This is a genomic window from Desulfacinum infernum DSM 9756, from assembly GCF_900129305.1.
Classification (GTDB): Bacteria; Desulfobacterota; Syntrophobacteria; order Syntrophobacterales; family DSM-9756; genus Desulfacinum; species Desulfacinum infernum.
This window is the reverse complement of the sequence record NZ_FQVB01000009.1, coordinates 42,548-59,440: the sequence shown is the minus strand read 5'-3', so window position 1 is coordinate 59,440 and position 16,893 is coordinate 42,548. Positions and strand designations below refer to the sequence as shown.

Below are 16,893 nucleotides of genomic sequence, written 5' to 3'. Positions count from 1 at the left end.
ACTTCAGATTCCCGAAAGGGCACGGCAAGGCCCGCCCCTCTTCCGCAGCCCTAAAGGGCTGCGCTACGAGAAAAACCGGTCACCCCCAGCGTTGTCGGACAGGCTCCTTGGGATGCATCCCCATACGCATCGTTCAAAGTAAGGGCTGGGAAGCCTATAGGAAACCCTCAGGAGCGGTGAATCATCCTTGGCACCCGAAACCGACGGTTCCGGTCGCCGGCCTTCTACCGCACCTTCTCCGCGGGGTAACCCGCTTCCATCCAGCCCTTGATCCCGCCCGGGCACCGGTACACGTTGGTGTAGCCCAGCTTGACCGCCCACATGGCCCCATTGTGGCTTCTCGTGCACTTGGTGAAGCCGCAGTAGAAGACGATCAGCCGGTTCTTTTCCGGCCCCAACAGCTCGGTGAGAGCGTCCCTTTGGGCCGGATCCAGACTTTCCATCTCCGGGATGGGAAATTCCATCTGGACCGCACCGGGAATATGCTGCTTTTTGTAGCTGGCCTCATAGGGCATGGTGTCCACGATGAGCATCTCTCGCCCCTGGTCCATCCATTGCTTGAGCTCCTCCGTGGTCACCACTTGATAGCCGCCCCGTTCCACCTCCCGGTGGAAGGTAACGGCGACCTTCTCCGTTTCCAACTCCTTTTTGCCCCATGCGCGCGCATCCCGTACCGGAGCAGCAAGCCAACCCAACGCCACAAAACCCACCAACACAAGAACCGTTCGTTTCATACCGACTCCTTTCGCGTTTCCTCCACCCAACGATTCTTTCCGTTCCATCGCTTCCACAGGAGAAGCGCCGCGAGCATGGCGAGCATCAGCCAGTCCCGGTAAAACGCCTGCCGGAGGGATTCCTGGGACGCCAATTCATCGGCCGAAAAACACCCGCAGTCGATGGCGAGCCCCTGAAGAATCCCGAACCACAGGACGCCGATAAAGAGGACGAGAAGACCCGCCATGATCCAAAGACTCCATGCCGCGTTCCAAAGGGCTCCCGCCCCCGCCGCCACTTCCAGCAAGGGAAGCCCCACGGACACCGGCCCCGGGGCCCAGTCGGGAACCAGCTCATAGTGGGAAATGGTGTCGGCGAAGCCCGAAGGATCCAGAAGCTTCACCCCGCCCGCCCACAGGAAGGTGATCCCCAGGCCCACGCGCACGGCGGCAAAGATCCAGCGCCCCGGATTCCGGTTGAGCACTTTGGAAGCCATCCCCCTCCACATACCGAACAAACCCTTCTAGCTGTCTGACAATGCCTTTCCGACTTACAAGGCCGAGGAATTTTGGTCCTCCTCGTCGCCGCGTGGCTTCAGCCCCGCGGGAAAGGACCGTCGTAACCCCATGAAGCGAAAGAAAATACGCGATGGCCTATCCGACGGCCGGGGGTTCCTCCGCAGCCCTAAAGGGCTGCGCTACGAGGAAAAAGGTCGTCCGCGGCGTTCTCAGACAACCTCCTAGCCAGTCGGGGGCCGGCCGCGCCCGGCCGCATCCCCTGTTCTTGGCGTTTCAGGTTATTCAGCGCGGGCGGGCAGCTCAAATAGGTAATTGTGATGGATCCCGGCATGTTGCATCGCAACCGCCTATGCGCTTGACACCCTTGTCCAAACATGCAATTGAGTTGCATATTTGGCAGAACTTCAGCATGAGAAAAATCGCCCGATGCAGGAGGAAAATGCGTGAGGCTTCGAACCGTGCTTTTGATTGCCTGCCCCCTCGTGGTGGTGGCGGCGCTCTTTTCCATCTCCCTGGGAGGATCCGCCGGCGAGCGCATGGGCGTGGTGGTGAGCATCCTCCCCCAGAAATACTTCGTCCAGCGCATCGCTTCCGACCGCGTGCAAGTGTCCGTGTTGGTTCCGCCGGGGGCCAACCCGGCCGTCTACGAACCCACCCCGGCCCAGATGAAGGCCCTGTCCCAGGCCGCGGTCTACTTCACCGTGGGAGTTCCCTTCGAGAGGGCCTGGCTTCCCCGGATCCGCTCCGCCTTCCCCGAGCTCCGCATCGTGGCGACCGACCGGGAGATCCACAAAAGAAGCCTGCCACGCCACGTGCACGAGGAGGAAGGGCAGACGGTCCACTCCCATCCCGAGGACCACGGCGGCTTTCCGGACCCGCACGTGTGGCTGGCGCCCCATCTGGCGGGGCTACAGGCACGCGCCGTCTTCAAGGCCCTGGCGGACCTGGATCCGGAGCATGCGGGCTTCTATGAAGCCAACTACAAACGGTTCGCCCTGGATCTGGTGGATCTGGATCTGGAACTCCAGCGTCGGTTCCGGGACGTGGGGCAGGCCAACCGCTTTGTGGTGTTTCATCCGTCCTGGGGCTACTTTGCCGACGCCTACGGCCTGAAGCAGTTGGCCATCGAGCTGGAAGGCAAGGAAGCCCGGGCTCCGGAGCTGAAGAAGCTCATGGACGAGGCGCGATCCCTGGGCGTGAAGGCGCTTTTCGTGCAACCCCAGTTTTCGTCGCGCTCGGCCGGCGTGGTGGCCCAGGCCGTGGGCGCCGAGCTCGTAACCTTGGATCCATTGGCCGAAGACTGGGCGGAAAACCTGCGTGCCGCAAGCCGCCGTATCCGGGAGGCCCTTCGATGAACTCCCAACCGACAAAGGAAGCGGCCAGCCTCCGTGGGGTCTCTTTTTCCTACAACGGCCACCGGGTCCTGGAAGGTGTGGACCTGCGGTTGGAGGAGCGGGATTTTGCGGCCGTCATCGGTCCCAACGGAGGCGGCAAGACGACCCTTTTGAAAATCCTCCTAGGGCTGCTGCGGCCCCGGAGCGGGAAGGTGCTCCTGTTCGGAGAGTCGCCGGAGCGCACCGCGCACCTGGTGGGTTACGTGCCCCAGGATATTCATGCCAACAAGCACTTCCCCATCTCGGCCCTGGACGTGGTCCTCATGGGCCGCCTTCGCCCCGGCCGGCTTTTTCACCGCTACTCCCGGGACGACCATCGGGCCGCGGAAGAAGCCCTGGACCGGATGGAGATGTGGCCGGAGCGCCACAAGAGGATGGAAGAACTCTCAGGCGGGCAGCGACAGCGGGTCTTCATCGCCCGGGCCCTGGCTTCCAACCCGAGGGCCCTCTTTCTGGACGAACCCACGGCCAGTGTGGACGCCATGGGCCAGACGGATCTCTACAGCCACCTGAAGGATTTGAACGAGCAGATCACCATCCTGGTGGTCACCCACGACCTCATGGTGCTCTCCAGCTACGTGAAATCGGTGATCTGCGTCAATCGCTCCCTCATCCACCACCACGCCCCGGAGGTCACTCCGGACATGCTCCGGCTGGGCTACCGGTGCCCCGTGGAATTGCTGGGCCACGGACACCTGCCCCACCGCGTGCTTCCGTGCCACGGAGGGCCCTGCTGTGAGTGAATGGCTGCAGCTTCCCTTCGTTCAGAACGCCCTGGCGGGCGGCATTCTGGCCGGCATCCTGTGCGGAATCATGGGCACCTACGTGGTGGCCAACCGGATCGCCTACCTGGCGGGCGGCATCGCCCACTCGGCCTATGGAGGCGTGGGGCTCGCCCTTTTCTTGGGCTTTTCGCCTCTTTGGGGCGTGCTGGGCTTCACCCTCACCGGCGCGCTCATCATGGGATGGCTCTACCTGAAGGAACGCCACCGCGCCGACACGGCCATCGGAGTCCTTTGGGCCTTCGGCATGGCCGTGGGGGTTCTGCTGACCGACCTGACGCCGGGCTACAACGTGGACCTCATGAGCTATCTCTTCGGCAGCATCCTCACCATTTCCAGGGAATCCCTGGCGGCCATGGCCGCCCTCATCGCCGCCGTCCTCCTCTTCGTGGCTCTCTTTTACCGGGACCTGGCGGCGGTTTCCTACGACGACGAATTCGCCCGGGTGCGAGGCATTCCGGTGACCGCCCTCCAGCTTCTGCTCATCGGAGCCGTGGCGCTATCCGTGGTGGTGCTCATTCGGGTGGTGGGGCTCATCCTGGTCATCGCCCTGCTCACCATCGCCCCCTACATGGCCGAAAAACGATGTCGGTCCCTGGCGTCCATGATGGTGACGGCCGGGCTTCTCAACTGCGTCTTCGCCCTGGCGGGCCTGTGGATCTCCATCCAGTTCAACGTGACGTCGGGAGCCGCCATCATCTGCGTGGCCTCCCTGGCCTATTTCGCCTTCGTGGGAGGGGCGGCCCTGAGGCGCCGGGCCTGAAGCCTTGAGATGTGACGTGCGTCGGGTCCAGGGGCGGCCCTGATGGGGCCCATGGGCCGGGAGACAAGAAAGCTGGGAAAAGGGAAGGATCATGTGTGAGCGCTGCGACTATTCGGGGCTTCTGCGTGCGGTAGGGCTTCGACCGACCCTACACCGTTTGGCGGTGCTTCGGGTGGTGGGAGCCGCTCCGGCGCCCTTGACGGCCCAGGACGTGTATGAGGCCGTCCAGACGGACCGGCCCATCAACCGCGTGACGGTCTACAGGGTCCTGGATTCCCTGGTGGAAAGCGGACTGGTGGAAAAGATAAGCGCAGGGGACCGCAGTTTCCGCTACGGACCGGCCCCCAACGAACACCACCCGCGGCATGCGCATTTTTTCTGCCGCCAATGCGGCCTCATGGCCTGTCTTCCCCCGGAAAGCCTTCCCGTCCCATGGCAGGATGCCTCCGGTGCGCTCCCCGGCGTCGCCGAAAAGGTGGAGATCCGGGTGGACGGCATCTGCGAGCAGTGCCTGGCAACCTAGCGATTGACGGTCATAGGCCGTCCCGATTCTTGAGCCCCCCTTTCATCGAAACTTCCTATTTGTTTGTGCCCCCTCCGATTCCTATCTTGCCGAGTGATCCAATCCTTTGCTCAGACCGAGGAGGCGTTCGACCATGGCGCACAAGCACATCGACTGTCGGGGGCTGGCCTGTCCGGCGCCTGTGTTGAAAACCAAGGAAGCGGTGGATCAGGGGGACGCGGATCCCATTACGGTTCTGGTGGACAACGAGGCGGCCAAGGAAAACGTGCGCCGGTTTCTTTCCAGAAGTGGCTACCGGGTGGCGGTGCAGACGGAGGGCGAAACCATCATGGTGGAAGGGACCCGGGACGGCTCCCAGGCCTGTGAGGTCTTCGTTCCCGAACCCGAGGATGCCGAAAGCGCCCGGATCCTGGTGCTGGTGGGAACCCGGCGGATGGGAACCGGGGACGACATGCTGGGCGAGAAGCTCATGGAAAACTTCCTGGGAACCCTCAAGGAAATGGGCCCTGCCTTGTGGCGCCTGGTCTTTCTCAACGCCGGCGTGACGCTCACCGTGGACGATTCCCCGGTGCTGGGGGTGCTCCAGGACCTGGAAAAGTCCGGTGTCCATATCCTGGTTTGCGGCACCTGTCTTTCCCACTTCGGCCTGCTGGAAAGAAAGAAGGTGGGGGAGACCACCAACATGCTGGATATCGTCACCTCCATGCAGCTGGCCCACCGGGTCATCAGCCTCACCTGACAGCCACATCTAGGGAGTGATCGCGATGTGCGGGCGGGGATAAACCCCGCCCGTACTCAAGGGGTCCACCCCTTTTCGTCGGGACGAATCATGATTCGCAGCCACGGCCCGCCCGCGGAGGCCGCGCCGGGGGAGAATCGCCCGATCGGCGATCCGGCCTTCCTGTTTGACAAATTCGTCACAAGACCCTAAGGAAGGGGCGACTCGTGCCTACATGCCAGCACACGCCGGGAGCCCCCCATGCCCACCACATCCGCCAAGAACCTCTTCATCTTCAACGTCCTGGACGGCTTGCGGGAAGGCCTTTCGCAATTCTCGGGCCCCAGCCGGGCCGCTCTGCTCTATGCCGAATCCCCCGGGGACCCCATGAGGATCTGCGATCCGGAGAACCTGCTCCGGGGCCATGAGCCCATGCTCAAGGCGCTTTATCTGGATTCCGACGAGTGGCGCTCCAATGCTCCGGACACCCACGGCATGAAGCGCTTCGGCCAGATTTACCCGGAAAAGAACCTGGAAATGGCGGGGCTCATCTCCTACGGCGGTCGATCCCGATCCATCTTCTACCAGATGTGGTTTACGGAACACCACCCGGACATGTGTTCCGTGGCCCCCACGGAAAGGTGGCTGGAACACGCCGTGTGGCTGCTCAGCCACGACTTCGCCACCTCCAGCGCGTTCTACACGGGATCGTCCAGGTACGTGCTTCGCGAATACGCCACCCACGCCGTGCGGGACGCCGTCATGGACGGCCTCAACATGATGATCGGCTGGGACAACCGTCTCCAGGTCTATCCCATCCTGGACGCCGTCCTGGAGATATCCAAGACACCGGAAGAAGGAGCCTGGCCGCGGGGGGAATTGGTCTTCGTGGAGGAGCGGTTCCTGGAAGAGATTCCCTTCATGGCGCGATTCCCCAGGCTGGAACAGCCGGACATCAAGAACACCAAACACATTCGAAAACTTCTCCAGGCCGTGGAATATTCCGATCGCCAGCTGGTTTCCGACGGCCGCTCCCTGGTGGGCATCGCCCGCGGCGCCCTGCCGGACTGCCGGGTCACGGCTGATTTCCGCGGAAGCTACGGCTTTCTGCATCTGAACGGGAGTCCTGTCTGCAGCTTTTCCGACGGCCGATTCCATTCCACCAACCGCCGGGCCAAACTGGTTCAGCTGGAAGAGGCCCTGCTCAGCTCCTCGGTGGATTCGTCGGTGGCGCACACCCTGTTCCGGATCACCGCCGCCATCGTGCACGGGGCCGAGGAAAAAAAACACGGCTGTACGCTGGTTCTGGACTTGAACGAAACCCCCATCGCCATTTCCGGTCAGGAACTGGACCGGCCCTTGGATCTACAGGACCCGGCCTACCTGGACCTGGCCAAATCCCTGGCCAAGGTGGACGGGGCTCTCCACATCGGCCGCGACGGCCGCCTGCATCGCTTCGCCTGCCTCCTGGACGGCCGGGCGGTTCCCGGAGAGGACCGGGCCCGGGGCGCCCGCTTCAACTCCGCCCTGCGTTTTACGGCGGAACACGATCAGCTATTGGTGGTGGTCGTTTCGTCCGACCGGCCGGTTTCGGTCATCCAGGGCGGCGTGGAACTCACCGCCGTCTGCCGCTGGAAGCCCAGCTTCAGCTTCACCACGCCCCCGCCCACCTTGAGCGATTGGATTTCCTGGGGATGACAGCCTCCCTTCCATCGCCTTTTCCTATTGGACGCACGGAAAGGAAATGATTACAGGAGTGCCTTGGGCACTGCCCCCTGTGAAAAGGGAGGCGACAACCCTCCCGGAGGATGGAGCGCAATAGGCGCACTCAAATCCGGCCAATCCTCGGCGTTGAAAAGGGTGGGGGTGGCCCGCGGATCGCCGGACCAGAGTGGAGGACCTCCCCTGGCGGATCACAGAGGCTGTCCGAAAACGTTCCGGATGACCGCTTTTCCCGTAGCGCAGCCCTTTAGGGGTGCGGAAGAAGCTCCGCGCGTTGGATGACCCTCGCGTATGTTGTGTCGTTTCATGTAGTTACGTCAGCCCTTTCCCGCGGGGCTGAAGCCCCGCGGCTACGAGGAGGACCCAAATTCCTCGGCCTCGTAGGTCGGTGAGCCATTGTCGGACAGCCTCCACGGATCACGGACCACGGATCACGGACCACGGATCACGGATTACGGATCACGGATTACGGATCACGGATTACGGATCACGGATTACGGATTACGGATTACGGATTACGGATTACGGAAAGGACGGGCTTTTGATCACACCCAAGCTGGCCCTACCCAATTTTGTGGATGATGTGGAAGTCTTGCGCCATCTGGCCATGGAACTGGGGGCGGAGGGCATTGACTGGAGCTTCCGCCCCCACACGCTTCCCCGCACCCCGCTGGAACAGACGCGGCTGGCCCGCACCCTGGCCCGTTTGGAACCCTTGGAGATCCGCTATCATGCGGCACTCCCCCATGTGGATCCGGGGGACCGCGATCCGAACCGGGCGCAAGCCGCCCTGAGCGTTCTGGAAAGGCTCTGCCGGGTGACGGCCGGGCTGGGAGGCCGCGTCCTCACCATTCATGTGGGTCTCGGGCGGTCCACCACCCAGGATCTTTCCTGGCACCGAACCCTGGAAAACCTGAACCGTCTGAACGAAACGGCCCGGAACCTGGGGCTGCGCCTCTGCCTGGAAAACCTGGCCTGGGGATGGACGAGCCGCCCGGACCTCTATGAGAAGATGCTTCGAAAGACGGGACTCTGGGCCACCCTGGACATCGGTCATGCGGCCGTGAGCCCGTCCATCACCAGCCAACAATTCGAACTGGAAGACCTGGTCTCGCCCCAGCCGGATCGGATTCTCAATGCCCACGTCTACCACCTGGAAGTGGAGGATCACCATATCCCTCCGGAAGACCCCGCGGATCTCTCTCCCCGCCTGGACCTCCTGGCGGCACTTCCTTTCTGTGACTGGTGGGTGTTGGAACTGCGCGACGCACTCTCCGTGAGAAAGGCCCACGGGGTCGTCCGCCGCTATCTGGACGAGAGACGTCAAGAAGCCCCCAAGTCTCAAGGGGTCTTCTTGCGGATGTAGAGCACCTTTTCGATCCTCGCCACCACGTCCCCCGATTCGTCCACCACATCCACCGTGAATGTGGGCAGGACCTTGCCCCGTTCCGCCACCTTTCGGCGGATATCCCTAAGGGTTTCCTCGTCCAGATGAAAGCGCGCCCGGACGGTCCCGCGGCCGGGCTTGACGAAATCGATGGAAGCCGCCTTGTCCCAGACGATGTAGTCGGGTCCCAGGTTTTTGATGAGCATGAGCATGTAGAAGGGATCCACCATGGAATAGAGGCTTCCGCCGAAATGGGTCCCCACGTAGTTTCGGTTCAGGAAGGTGAGCGGCATCTCCACCACAATGTCCCGGTAATCTTCCGATAGGTGCCGGACGCGGACTCCCGCACCCAGATACGGCGGATACACGTTGAGCAGCCATCGAAATTGACGGTGATTCATGACCATCCCCTCCTTGAAAGATCTCCCCCTTTGGAGCGACACGACACCGCCCATGACGTCGGCGCCCCTCCATTCGATCTCAGCGAATCCCAAGACCTTTGCAGACATCCGGGAAAAGACTCCTCAGTCCCCCCTGCGCCAGGGCCTTCGCATGATGGTCCACCATGGTTCCGTCCCACATGCGGAGAAAGGATCGCATGGGTTCGGCCACCGCGTCCTTGTTGGGGAAAAAGAGCCCTTCTCGGATCATGTGCTCCCGGTCCCAGCCCTGATCCAGCCACGATTCCACCTTGGCTTCCCGGCGAAAGATCGCCCCCAGCGCCCTGTCCCAGACCGCCGGTATATCTCCCGTTATCACCCCTCCGTGGCTCGTGAGAAGCACCCGGGCATCCAGGGCCTTCAGGCGCAAGTAGGATTCGACCATCTTCGCGAGATCACAGTCCACCCACCCATACCAGGGGCCGAATCGGTCCAGTCCCATGTCCCCGGTGAAGAGAATCCTGTCCCGGGGAAAGAAGACGGCCGTGTGGCCGGGCGAATGTCCGGGCGTGGGCACCAGCTCCATGGGAACGCCACAGTCCAAGACGCCGTCGCCGGCCCGGAGGGGCGCCACGGCGGGCACTTGCCCATAGCCGGCCGTCTCCGTCACAAACCGCTCCCACGATTCCGTGAGCCCCGCAGGTCCCGCCGTTCTTTCCACGAAATGGGCCAGCGACCGCACAAGGGGCACTTCCGATTCCGCAATGACCACCCGGGCGCCCGCTTGGACCGCCGCCCGGGCCCAGATGGTGTGGTCGATGTGGTAATGGCTCAGAAAGGCCACGTGGGGCCGAAACTCCTCCAGCAGGGCTTCCACGTCCCCGGGGCCCGGGTTGGCGTCCATGGCGATGCGCCGAGAGCCGTGAACCAGAGCCCCGGCGCAGGCCCGAAAGAGCTTCATGGAGCGCGGCTCTACGTATTCCACCGTCTCGGTGATCTTGGTCCGCTTCATGATCACTCGTCCTTTACAAGGCTCCAATCCCGTCAGCCGCCCTGGGCCAAACGCACCAGAAGGCTTCGAAAGAGCGCCTCCTCCTCTTGAGAAATCTCCTTCAGGAACGATGCGTTGGCTTCGCGGCTGATCCGGAGGATCTCCCGGGCCACGCGTTTTCCCTCGTCCGTGAGGCAGATGAGGATGGACCGGCGGTCATGGGGGTTCTTTCGCCGCTCCACAAAGCCCAGCCGCTCCAACCGGTCCAGGATGCCGGTCAGGGTGGCGCTGTCCAGTTGAACCCGCTGGCCCAACCGGGCGGAGGTGACCCGGTCCTCATCGGCCAGAAAGGCCAGCACGAGGCCCTGCACGGCGGTCACGTTCAGGTGGGCGATCCGGGACGTCCAGTATCTCACACCCGCCTGGGCGGCCTTGGCCAGCTGGAAAAAGATGCAGTCTTCCGGTTTTTTGAGCATGCCATTCCCTCGCAGTCACTTTACTTGCATACGAGCAAATAGCCCCCGCACCCTTTCCTGTCAAGTCTCAGAAGCCCGTTTCGCCTTTGCACTCCAAGAAGTTTTTTCCTATGTTCGGTGTGCTGGCAAACCAGGAGGCTGTCTGAGAACGCCGCGGACGACCTCTTTTCTCGTAGCGCAGCCCGTTAGGGCTGCGGAGGAACCCCGGCGTCGGATAGGCCATCGCGCATTTCCTGTTACTTCATAGAGTTACGATGCCCCTTTCCGCGGAACTGAAGCCCCGCGGCTACGAGGGAAACGCAAGCCCCGGGCATCTTCAGCCGAAGGGCCATTCTCAGACAAACCCGTGGTGTTGGAACGATCGGCTCACCTTTGAAATTGCGGGAGGATCCGCCATGACGACCCTGGTGATCGGAGCGGTTCTTGTCTTGGTGCTTCTGTTTTCCGTGGTCTTGTACAACCGGCTGGTGCGCGCCCGGAACCTTGTGGAGGAGGCCTGGAGCGGCATCGATGTGCAACTCAAGCGGCGCACGGACCTCATCCCCAACCTGGTGGAGACGGTCCGCGGCTACGTGCAGCACGAGCGGGGGGTGCTGGAGGAAGTGACGGCGCAACGGACCCGGACCCTGCAGGCATCTTCCGTGGAAGAGCGCGAGCAGGCGGAGCGCGGCCTGGGTCGCGCCCTGGGGGCCCTTTTCGCGGTGGCGGAAAACTACCCGGATCTCAAGGCGAACCAGAATTTTCTGGAGCTTCAGCAGGCCTTGGCCGACATAGAAAACGAGATCCAACTGGCCCGACGCTACTACAACGGCACGGTCCGGGACCTGAACATCCTGGTGGAATCGTTTCCCAGCAATCTCTTCGCTTCCCTGTTCGGATTCCGGAAGGCCCGGTTTCTGGAAATCGAGGAAGGGGAACGGGCGGTCCCCAAGGTGAGCTTTTCCTGACGAGGTGAGCCCCATGATCCGAAGGTTTCTTCAAACAGCTTGGGCGCTCCTGGTGCCGGCCCTTCTTTGGGTCGCCCCCGCCCCGGCATCCGCCGCTGAAACGGAAAAGATCCTCCATTTCCACAGCACCATCCTCATCGAGGCCGACGCCGGCCTTCTCGTGACGGAAACCCTCACGGTGCAGGCCCTCGGCCGGACCATCAAGCGCGGCATCGTGAGGGATTTTCCCACGACGTACAAGGACCGCTACGGCAACACTGTGCGGGTGGGCTTCGAGGTGGTGGAGGTCCGGCGGGACGGGAGGCCCGAACCCTACCACATGCGGCCTGCCTCCAACGGGGTCCGGATCTACATCGGGCGCAAGGACGTTTTCCTGAAACCGGGGGTCTATCGTTACGAAATCACGTACCGCACCACCCGGCAGCTGGGGTTCTTCCCGGAATACGACGAACTTTACTGGAACGTGACCGGAACCGACTGGACCTTTCCCATGGAGCGGGTGACGGCCCGGATCCGCCTGCCCGAAGGCGCATCGCTCGTGCAATATGCGGCCTATACGGGTCCCGCGGGAGCCAGGGGGAAGGATTTTCGCTTTTCATCCGAAGGTGACGGCTGGGTGACCTTCGAAACCAGTCGTCCGCTGAAGCCCCGCGAAGGGCTGACCGTGGCGGTGGCCTGGCCCAAGGGGTTTGTTGCGGAACCCGGCGCACTGGATCGAGCGGGCTACCTATTGGAAGACAACCCGGGACTGGGCGTCGGACTCCTGGGCCTGCTCTGCATTGTGGCTTATTACCTGGTCGTTTGGGCCCGCGTCGGAAGGGATCCCAAACCGGGAACCATCATTCCGCTCTTCCATCCTCCCCAGGATCTTTCCCCCGCGGCCGCGCGCTATGTGCGGCGCATGGGATTCGATCAAAAGGCCCTGGCCGCAACGCTTGTGAACATGGCCGTGAAGGGATATCTGACCATCGAGGAGGAGGACAAGGGCTACACGCTCCGGCGCACGAACCAGGGGGAAGAGGGGCTTTCGCCGGAGGAAAGGCCGGTGGCGGAGGAGCTTTTCACCCGCAGCAAGGCCGCCTCCGTTCACTTCGGCAGGCGTTACACGCCGAGGCTTCGCCAGGCCATGGAAGCGCTCCACAAGGAGCTTTCCCAGAGGTACCGAAAGGTCGCCTTTTACACCAATTCCAAGTATATGGCCCCTGCGCTGTTGATGACCCTGGCCACCCTGGCGGCCATGGTCCTGGGCTCCCGGGACCGTTCCACGGCCGCGTTCATGACCCTGTGGCTTTCCATCTGGACCGTCGCCTGTCTCCTCTTGGTCCGTCGAGCCATCACTGCCTGGAAATCGGCCCCATCCAAGGCGGCCGCGCTGACTGCTACCTTCATGGCGACGGCCTTCTGCGGCTTCGAAGTGGTGGGTTTGACCCTGTTCGCCGGCGCCGTGTCGTGGGGAGGCGCTCTGCTTCTGGTGTGCCTCGCGATCACGCACCCGGTTTTCTATTTCCTTTTAAAGGCTCCCACCTCGTTCGGCCGAAAGCTCCTGGATCAAATCGAAGGATTCCGCCGGTATCTCTCCGTAGCGGAAGAAGAGCGCCTCAACATCCTTCATCCCCCCGACCGGACCCCGGAGCATTTCGAAAAGAACCTCCCTTACGCCATGGCCCTGGACGTGGAGCAGGAATGGTGCGAGAGATTCGCCGGGATCCTGGAAGCGGACGGCGCCCCGGACCGCCGCTACCGCCCCGCGTGGTATCGGGGCACCCACTGGTCCTCCCTGGGCACGCGGTCTTTCGCCGAAAGCTTGGGAAGCTCCTTTGCGGGAGCCGTGGCCTCCGCGTCTTCACCTCCCGGTTCTTCGTCGGGATCGGGAGGCGGAGGCTCTTCGGGAGGCGGGGGCGGCGGCGGAGGCGGCAGCGGTTGGTAGCGAAATCGGCCTTCGGTCAGGGCGCCTCCACCAGGCACAGGTGGACCTTCCGGGCGTTGTGAAGGAGCTTGTTGGCGTGGCTTCCCATGAGGAAGGGCTTGCGCTCCTTGAAGCTCCGCTTGCCGATCAGGACCGCCTCGTAGTCTCCCCTTTCGATCTCCGCCAGGAGATCCTGGGCGATGCCGCGCCGGGCGGTGACAACCCGCGTTTCAATGGCCGATTCCGGAATCCCTTGAAGAATCAGGGCATGGCGGGCCTCATCCATGAACTGGTCCACGTGGCGGCGGGTTTCCGTCTCCCATCCCTTGCGCCACACACGGCGTTCATCCCGCTCCTCCGCATCCAGAATGTGGCCGTCGTCCCAAAGCGCGGGGGGAAGGGGCGGCAGGATGTGCAGGATGGTATAGGCAAGACCGGACGCGGGAGCGATCCATTCGTTGACATAGTAGGTGAGCGCCCGGCATTCGGGCCTTCCTTCCACGGCCACCAGCACCTTGCCGCTGGAGGGCGCTTCCGGATCCATCACCCACACGGTGCGGTGTTCGGCGTACTGGGCCACACGGCTGGAGACGCTACCCAGCAGCAGGTTTTCGGCCGGGGTGAGGCCGCGCCGACCCACGGCGATGGTTCGGATCTTGTGCCTTTCCGCCGTCCGGAGGATGTCCATGCCCGGGTCCAGGCTGTCGAAACAGCAGACCGTTTCCACCTGCTCTTCTGCGAAGTGGGTTTCGCGGAGTGCCTTCCGGCACGGTTCGGTGATGCTGCGGCAGATTTTTTCCTGGGTGTCCTTGGCGATCCGAAGCGATGTTTCCGCGTCCCACAATTCCCCGGGATAGAGGAGCAGGTTCTGCTGCACGCAGTGCAGCAGAACGAAGCAACAATCCTTTCGGCCGCGAAGGAACGATGCGAACCGGGAGACGGCTTGCAGACACCTCTCCGATCCGTCCACGGCCACCAAAACGCACTTGTCCAGGCGCTCTTCCATGGCGGTCCCTCCTTTCGGGACGGGCGTCCCGTACGGGGCGGACGACAAAGATCCTCCGAAATGGGGTTCTCCTCTGCCACCAATATAACCCGCCGGTCCAAGAGAGCCATCTCCTGTTTGGAGAGACATCGCCTTTCCCACCTTAACGCTGGGATTTGACAACACCTCGAACCCATGAAAAAGTGCCTTTAGGATAGAGCGCATACCGGGTTTAGTTTCTGATGCTTCAGGGGGATGACAATGGGCCGATCACGATTGTCCGTTCGAAGACTCGCCGTATGGCTGTGTGCATTCGCCTTGGCCGTGTCCTGTCTCGGAGGCCAGGCCTCAGCAGAGGCTCAGCGCCGCTTCAAGATCCTCCACGTCATGAGCTACCACTCCCCTTGGAAGTGGACCGATGATCAGTTCAACGGCTTCAAGGCCGTTTTGAAGGATTTGGACGTCGAATACCGCGTGGTCCAGCTGGACGGAAAGCGAAACACGTCCGAAGCCCATCTTGAAAAGGTGAGCCGAGAAGCCCGGGAAATCATCGAGAGCTGGCGCCCCGACCTCGTCTACGCCACGGACGATCTGGCACAGGCCCGTGTCGCCGCCCATTACGTCAACAGGGAAATTCCCATCGTCTTCAGCGGCGTCAACGCCAATCCCTTCAAGTACGGCTATGTGGGAAGCTCCAACGTGACGGGCATCATGGAGCAGGAGCATTTTGTGGAAACGGTCAACTTGTTGAGGGAAATCGTTCCGAACGTCAAAAGGATCGCCGTCATCTTCGATGACGACCCCACATGGGAAGGGGTGGCGGAGCGCATGCTGACGCTCTTGCCGAAACTGAAAGATATTGAGGTGGTCAGCTGGGACGTGATCCGGACCTTCGACCACTACAAGAAGCGGATCAAGGAGCTCCCCAACGAAGCCGATGCCGTGGCCCTCTTGGGGATCTTCACCTTCAAGGACTCTTCCGGCCGGAACGTGCCCTACACGGAAGTCCTTCGCTGGACGGCCGAAAACAGTTCCCTGCCCGATTTCTCCTTTTGGAAGGATCGGATCTCCTACGGAACCCTCTGCGCAGTGACGGTCTCGGGATTCAATCAAGGCTTTGAGGCGGGAAAACTAGCCCGCCGCATCCTGGTGGACGGCGTGCCGCCCCGTTCGCTCACCATGCATCCGTCCTTGAAGGGAGAGCCCGTCATCAGCCTTGCGCGAGCGCGGAACCTGGGCCTCACCATCCAGGCAAGCCTCCTCTTGTCCGCGGAAATCGTCACTCAATTCAAATGGGAGCAATAGATGGTCGTCCGTCTCCGAACAAAAACCATCCTCATCGGAATCGGGATCTTTCTGCTGGCCATTGGATCCAGCACGGCCGTCAACGGCATTTACTTTGTCCGGGAATACTTCGAAGCTCGCAAATCGGAAACCTTCGTCATTGCCCAGAGCCTGAAATCGCAGCTGGACAGAATCTTGAAGATGCGCATTCCCTTGGAGCAACTGGAAGGGTTCGAGGTGATGTGCACGGAAGTCGTGGAAAACTTCAAGTTCTTGTCCTATGCCATGGTGCTGGACCCGCAAGGCAAGGTGCTTTTCCGGAGCGACCCGCGGAAAGGCAGCGGAAGCATCGGGGATGGCGTACCCCCGGCGGCCCCGGGGAGCCGGCAAAAGACGGTACGGCTCTTTTCCATGAACGGACAAGCCTATTACGATTTCCAGCTGCCTGTTTTGGGGAGCCAAGACGAGCCCGTCGCCACCATCCGAATCGGCTTTCCCCGCGCCTTCATCCTCAACAAGGCGCTTTCCCTCATCTCTTATTCGGCCATCACCGCCACCGTGTTCCTTCTCGTGGGCGCCCTTCTCATCTTCACCTTGTTCGATCTCTGGGTCACCAAGCCGGTGGAAAACCTCATGCGATCCATTGAAAACGTCCGCAAAGGCACCTGGTCCACGGAAAGACTGGCGGACATCAAGTCCTCCGACGAATTGGGACAGCTGGCCAAGGCGTTCAGGGAAATGATGGAGGACTTGCAACAGACGACGGTTTCCAGGGACTTCCTGGACAATATCATCGAGAGCATGCTCAACAGCCTCATCATCACCGACGCGGAGTTTCGAATTCGTTCCGTCAACAGGGAAACCACCCGAATGCTGGGATATTCGGAAAACGACCTGGTGGGCGCTCCGTTTACCAAGATCCATGTCCATCCCGACGCTTCCCGCGACCGCCACGTCCACGATGCGCCCCCCATGGAAACCGTGAAGGCCCACGAAACCAGTTACCGCTCGAAGGATGGCAAAGAGATCCCCGTTCTCTTCTCATGCAGCAAGATAGAAACCCGGCACGGGAAGATTGAGGGCTATGTTTGTGTGGCGCAGGACATCAGCGAAGTCAGCATGCTCCGAGGACTCCTGCCCATCTGCATGGTGTGCAAGAAGATTCGAGATGACCAAGGGTATTGGAACCGAATCGAAACCTATATCCGGAAGCATTCCAAGGCCAGGTTCAGTCACGGAATCTGCCCGGACTGCGCCAAAGAACGATATCCCGAGATCGATCTGGACTTTGACGAACAGAGCGAGTCGTGACTCAAGGGGAAACCCCGAAGTTCCCCGCTCAGCTCCCAGTGGGCCCCCACCCCGGAGTTCATCCGAAAAGGAATGTTGGCCGTCTTCCAGGA

General features: G+C 61.9%; 17 protein-coding genes. 11 read left to right on the top strand and 6 right to left on the bottom strand.

Translation table 11 applies throughout. From position 1 onward, the window contains the following. Positions 1-224: 224 nt before the first annotated feature. Both BUB04_RS05545 and BUB04_RS05540 read right to left on the bottom strand, forming a co-directional pair. Entirely contained in the window at positions 225-734 is a 510-nt protein-coding gene (locus BUB04_RS05545; RefSeq protein WP_073037752.1) for a rhodanese-like domain-containing protein, read from the bottom strand. Further along, entirely contained in the window at positions 731-1,210 is a 480-nt protein-coding gene (locus BUB04_RS05540) for a MauE/DoxX family redox-associated membrane protein (protein ID WP_073037750.1), read from the bottom strand. Before BUB04_RS05540 ends, BUB04_RS05545 begins: the two co-directional genes overlap by 4 nt. A gap of 465 nt (positions 1,211-1,675) precedes the next feature. On the opposite strand from BUB04_RS05540, the gene BUB04_RS05535 reads away from it, so the two are divergent. The 7 genes from BUB04_RS05535 (at position 1,676) to BUB04_RS05500 (ending at position 8,500) form a co-directional block, all read left to right on the top strand. Beyond that, positions 1,676-2,587, top strand: a complete 912-nt coding sequence (locus tag BUB04_RS05535; RefSeq protein ID WP_143156365.1) for a metal ABC transporter solute-binding protein, Zn/Mn family — start codon at positions 1,676-1,678, stop codon at positions 2,585-2,587. Continuing rightward, on the top strand, positions 2,584-3,369 hold the full coding sequence (locus BUB04_RS05530; RefSeq protein ID WP_073037747.1) for a metal ABC transporter ATP-binding protein: 786 nt from the start codon (positions 2,584-2,586) through the stop codon (positions 3,367-3,369). The genes BUB04_RS05535 and BUB04_RS05530 overlap by 4 nt, the downstream gene beginning before the upstream one ends. Next, complete coding sequence (locus BUB04_RS05525; RefSeq protein WP_073037745.1) at positions 3,362-4,171, top strand: metal ABC transporter permease; 810 nt, start codon at positions 3,362-3,364, stop codon at positions 4,169-4,171. The genes BUB04_RS05530 and BUB04_RS05525 overlap by 8 nt, the downstream gene beginning before the upstream one ends. Before the next feature lie 91 nt (positions 4,172-4,262). Next, complete coding sequence (locus tag BUB04_RS05520) at positions 4,263-4,694, top strand: Fur family transcriptional regulator (protein WP_073037743.1); 432 nt, start codon at positions 4,263-4,265, stop codon at positions 4,692-4,694. Positions 4,695-4,827: 133 nt separating this feature from the next. Beyond that, on the top strand, positions 4,828-5,433 hold the full coding sequence (gene yedF, locus BUB04_RS05515) for a sulfurtransferase-like selenium metabolism protein YedF (protein ID WP_073037741.1): 606 nt from the start codon (positions 4,828-4,830) through the stop codon (positions 5,431-5,433). 240 nt (positions 5,434-5,673) lie between these two features. Continuing rightward, positions 5,674-7,110, top strand: coding sequence for a DNA integrity scanning protein DisA nucleotide-binding domain protein (locus BUB04_RS05510; RefSeq protein WP_073037739.1), 1,437 nt, complete (start codon positions 5,674-5,676; stop codon positions 7,108-7,110). 565 nt (positions 7,111-7,675) lie between these two features. Beyond that, positions 7,676-8,500, top strand: a complete 825-nt coding sequence (locus BUB04_RS05500; RefSeq protein WP_143156364.1) for a sugar phosphate isomerase/epimerase family protein — start codon at positions 7,676-7,678, stop codon at positions 8,498-8,500. Here the strand turns inward: BUB04_RS05500 and BUB04_RS05495 are convergent. From BUB04_RS05495 to BUB04_RS05485, 3 genes are all read right to left on the bottom strand, one after another. After that, positions 8,476-8,922, bottom strand: a complete 447-nt coding sequence (locus BUB04_RS05495) for a DUF4442 domain-containing protein (RefSeq protein ID WP_218588375.1) — start codon at positions 8,920-8,922, stop codon at positions 8,476-8,478. The genes BUB04_RS05500 and BUB04_RS05495 overlap by 25 nt on opposite strands. Before the next feature lie 79 nt (positions 8,923-9,001). Further along, positions 9,002-9,913, bottom strand: a complete 912-nt coding sequence (locus BUB04_RS05490; protein ID WP_073037735.1) for an MBL fold metallo-hydrolase — start codon at positions 9,911-9,913, stop codon at positions 9,002-9,004. Positions 9,914-9,945: 32 nt separating this feature from the next. Further along, on the bottom strand, positions 9,946-10,368 hold the full coding sequence (locus BUB04_RS05485; RefSeq protein ID WP_073037733.1) for a MarR family winged helix-turn-helix transcriptional regulator: 423 nt from the start codon (positions 10,366-10,368) through the stop codon (positions 9,946-9,948). Between the two features lie 395 nt (positions 10,369-10,763). Here BUB04_RS05485 and BUB04_RS05480 point away from each other — a divergent pair, with 395 nt between their 5' ends. Further along, the gene (locus BUB04_RS05480) at positions 10,764-11,315 is read left to right on the top strand and encodes a LemA family protein (protein WP_073037878.1); all 552 of its coding nucleotides are present in this window, start codon (positions 10,764-10,766) and stop codon (positions 11,313-11,315) included. A 13-nt stretch (positions 11,316-11,328) separates the two neighbouring features. Beyond that, positions 11,329-13,242, top strand: a complete 1,914-nt coding sequence (locus BUB04_RS05475) for a DUF2207 domain-containing protein (protein WP_073037731.1) — start codon at positions 11,329-11,331, stop codon at positions 13,240-13,242. 16 nt (positions 13,243-13,258) lie between these two features. On the opposite strand, the gene BUB04_RS05470 is transcribed toward BUB04_RS05475, so the two are convergent. Continuing rightward, positions 13,259-14,227 (bottom strand): universal stress protein, encoded by a 969-nt coding sequence (locus BUB04_RS05470; protein WP_073037729.1) that lies wholly within the window; start codon positions 14,225-14,227, stop codon positions 13,259-13,261. A gap of 240 nt (positions 14,228-14,467) precedes the next feature. Here BUB04_RS05470 and BUB04_RS05465 point away from each other — a divergent pair, with 240 nt between their 5' ends. Together BUB04_RS05465 and BUB04_RS05460 are read left to right on the top strand one after the other, a co-directional pair. Then, positions 14,468-15,511: an ABC transporter substrate-binding protein gene (locus BUB04_RS05465; protein ID WP_073037727.1), complete on the top strand. Its 1,044-nt coding sequence runs from the start codon at positions 14,468-14,470 to the stop codon at positions 15,509-15,511. Continuing rightward, positions 15,512-16,801, top strand: coding sequence for a PAS domain S-box protein (locus BUB04_RS05460; RefSeq protein ID WP_073037725.1), 1,290 nt, complete (start codon positions 15,512-15,514; stop codon positions 16,799-16,801). Positions 16,802-16,893: the final 92 nt, after the last annotated feature.

Bases quoted from the DNA above. Each gene is read 5' to 3' on its own strand.
- yedF (WP_073037741.1), top strand. From the start codon at position 4,828: ATGGCGCACAAGCACATCGACTGTCGGGGGCTGGCCTGTCCGGCGCCT.
- BUB04_RS05475 (WP_073037731.1), top strand. From the start codon at position 11,329: ATGATCCGAAGGTTTCTTCAAACAGCTTGGGCGCTCCTGGTGCCGGCC.
- BUB04_RS05490 (WP_073037735.1), bottom strand. From the start codon at position 9,913: ATGAAGCGGACCAAGATCACCGAGACGGTGGAATACGTAGAGCCGCGC.
- BUB04_RS05480 (WP_073037878.1), top strand. From the start codon at position 10,764: ATGACGACCCTGGTGATCGGAGCGGTTCTTGTCTTGGTGCTTCTGTTT.
- BUB04_RS05510 (WP_073037739.1), top strand. From the start codon at position 5,674: ATGCCCACCACATCCGCCAAGAACCTCTTCATCTTCAACGTCCTGGAC.
- BUB04_RS05460 (WP_073037725.1), top strand. From the start codon at position 15,512: ATGGTCGTCCGTCTCCGAACAAAAACCATCCTCATCGGAATCGGGATC.
- BUB04_RS05465 (WP_073037727.1), top strand. From the start codon at position 14,468: ATGGGCCGATCACGATTGTCCGTTCGAAGACTCGCCGTATGGCTGTGT.
- BUB04_RS05540 (WP_073037750.1), bottom strand. From the start codon at position 1,210: ATGGCTTCCAAAGTGCTCAACCGGAATCCGGGGCGCTGGATCTTTGCC.
- BUB04_RS05470 (WP_073037729.1), bottom strand. From the start codon at position 14,227: ATGGAAGAGCGCCTGGACAAGTGCGTTTTGGTGGCCGTGGACGGATCG.
- BUB04_RS05545 (WP_073037752.1), bottom strand. From the start codon at position 734: ATGAAACGAACGGTTCTTGTGTTGGTGGGTTTTGTGGCGTTGGGTTGG.
- BUB04_RS05485 (WP_073037733.1), bottom strand. From the start codon at position 10,368: ATGCTCAAAAAACCGGAAGACTGCATCTTTTTCCAGCTGGCCAAGGCC.
- BUB04_RS05520 (WP_073037743.1), top strand. From the start codon at position 4,263: ATGTGTGAGCGCTGCGACTATTCGGGGCTTCTGCGTGCGGTAGGGCTT.
- BUB04_RS05495 (WP_218588375.1), bottom strand. From the start codon at position 8,922: ATGAATCACCGTCAATTTCGATGGCTGCTCAACGTGTATCCGCCGTAT.
- BUB04_RS05530 (WP_073037747.1), top strand. From the start codon at position 2,584: ATGAACTCCCAACCGACAAAGGAAGCGGCCAGCCTCCGTGGGGTCTCT.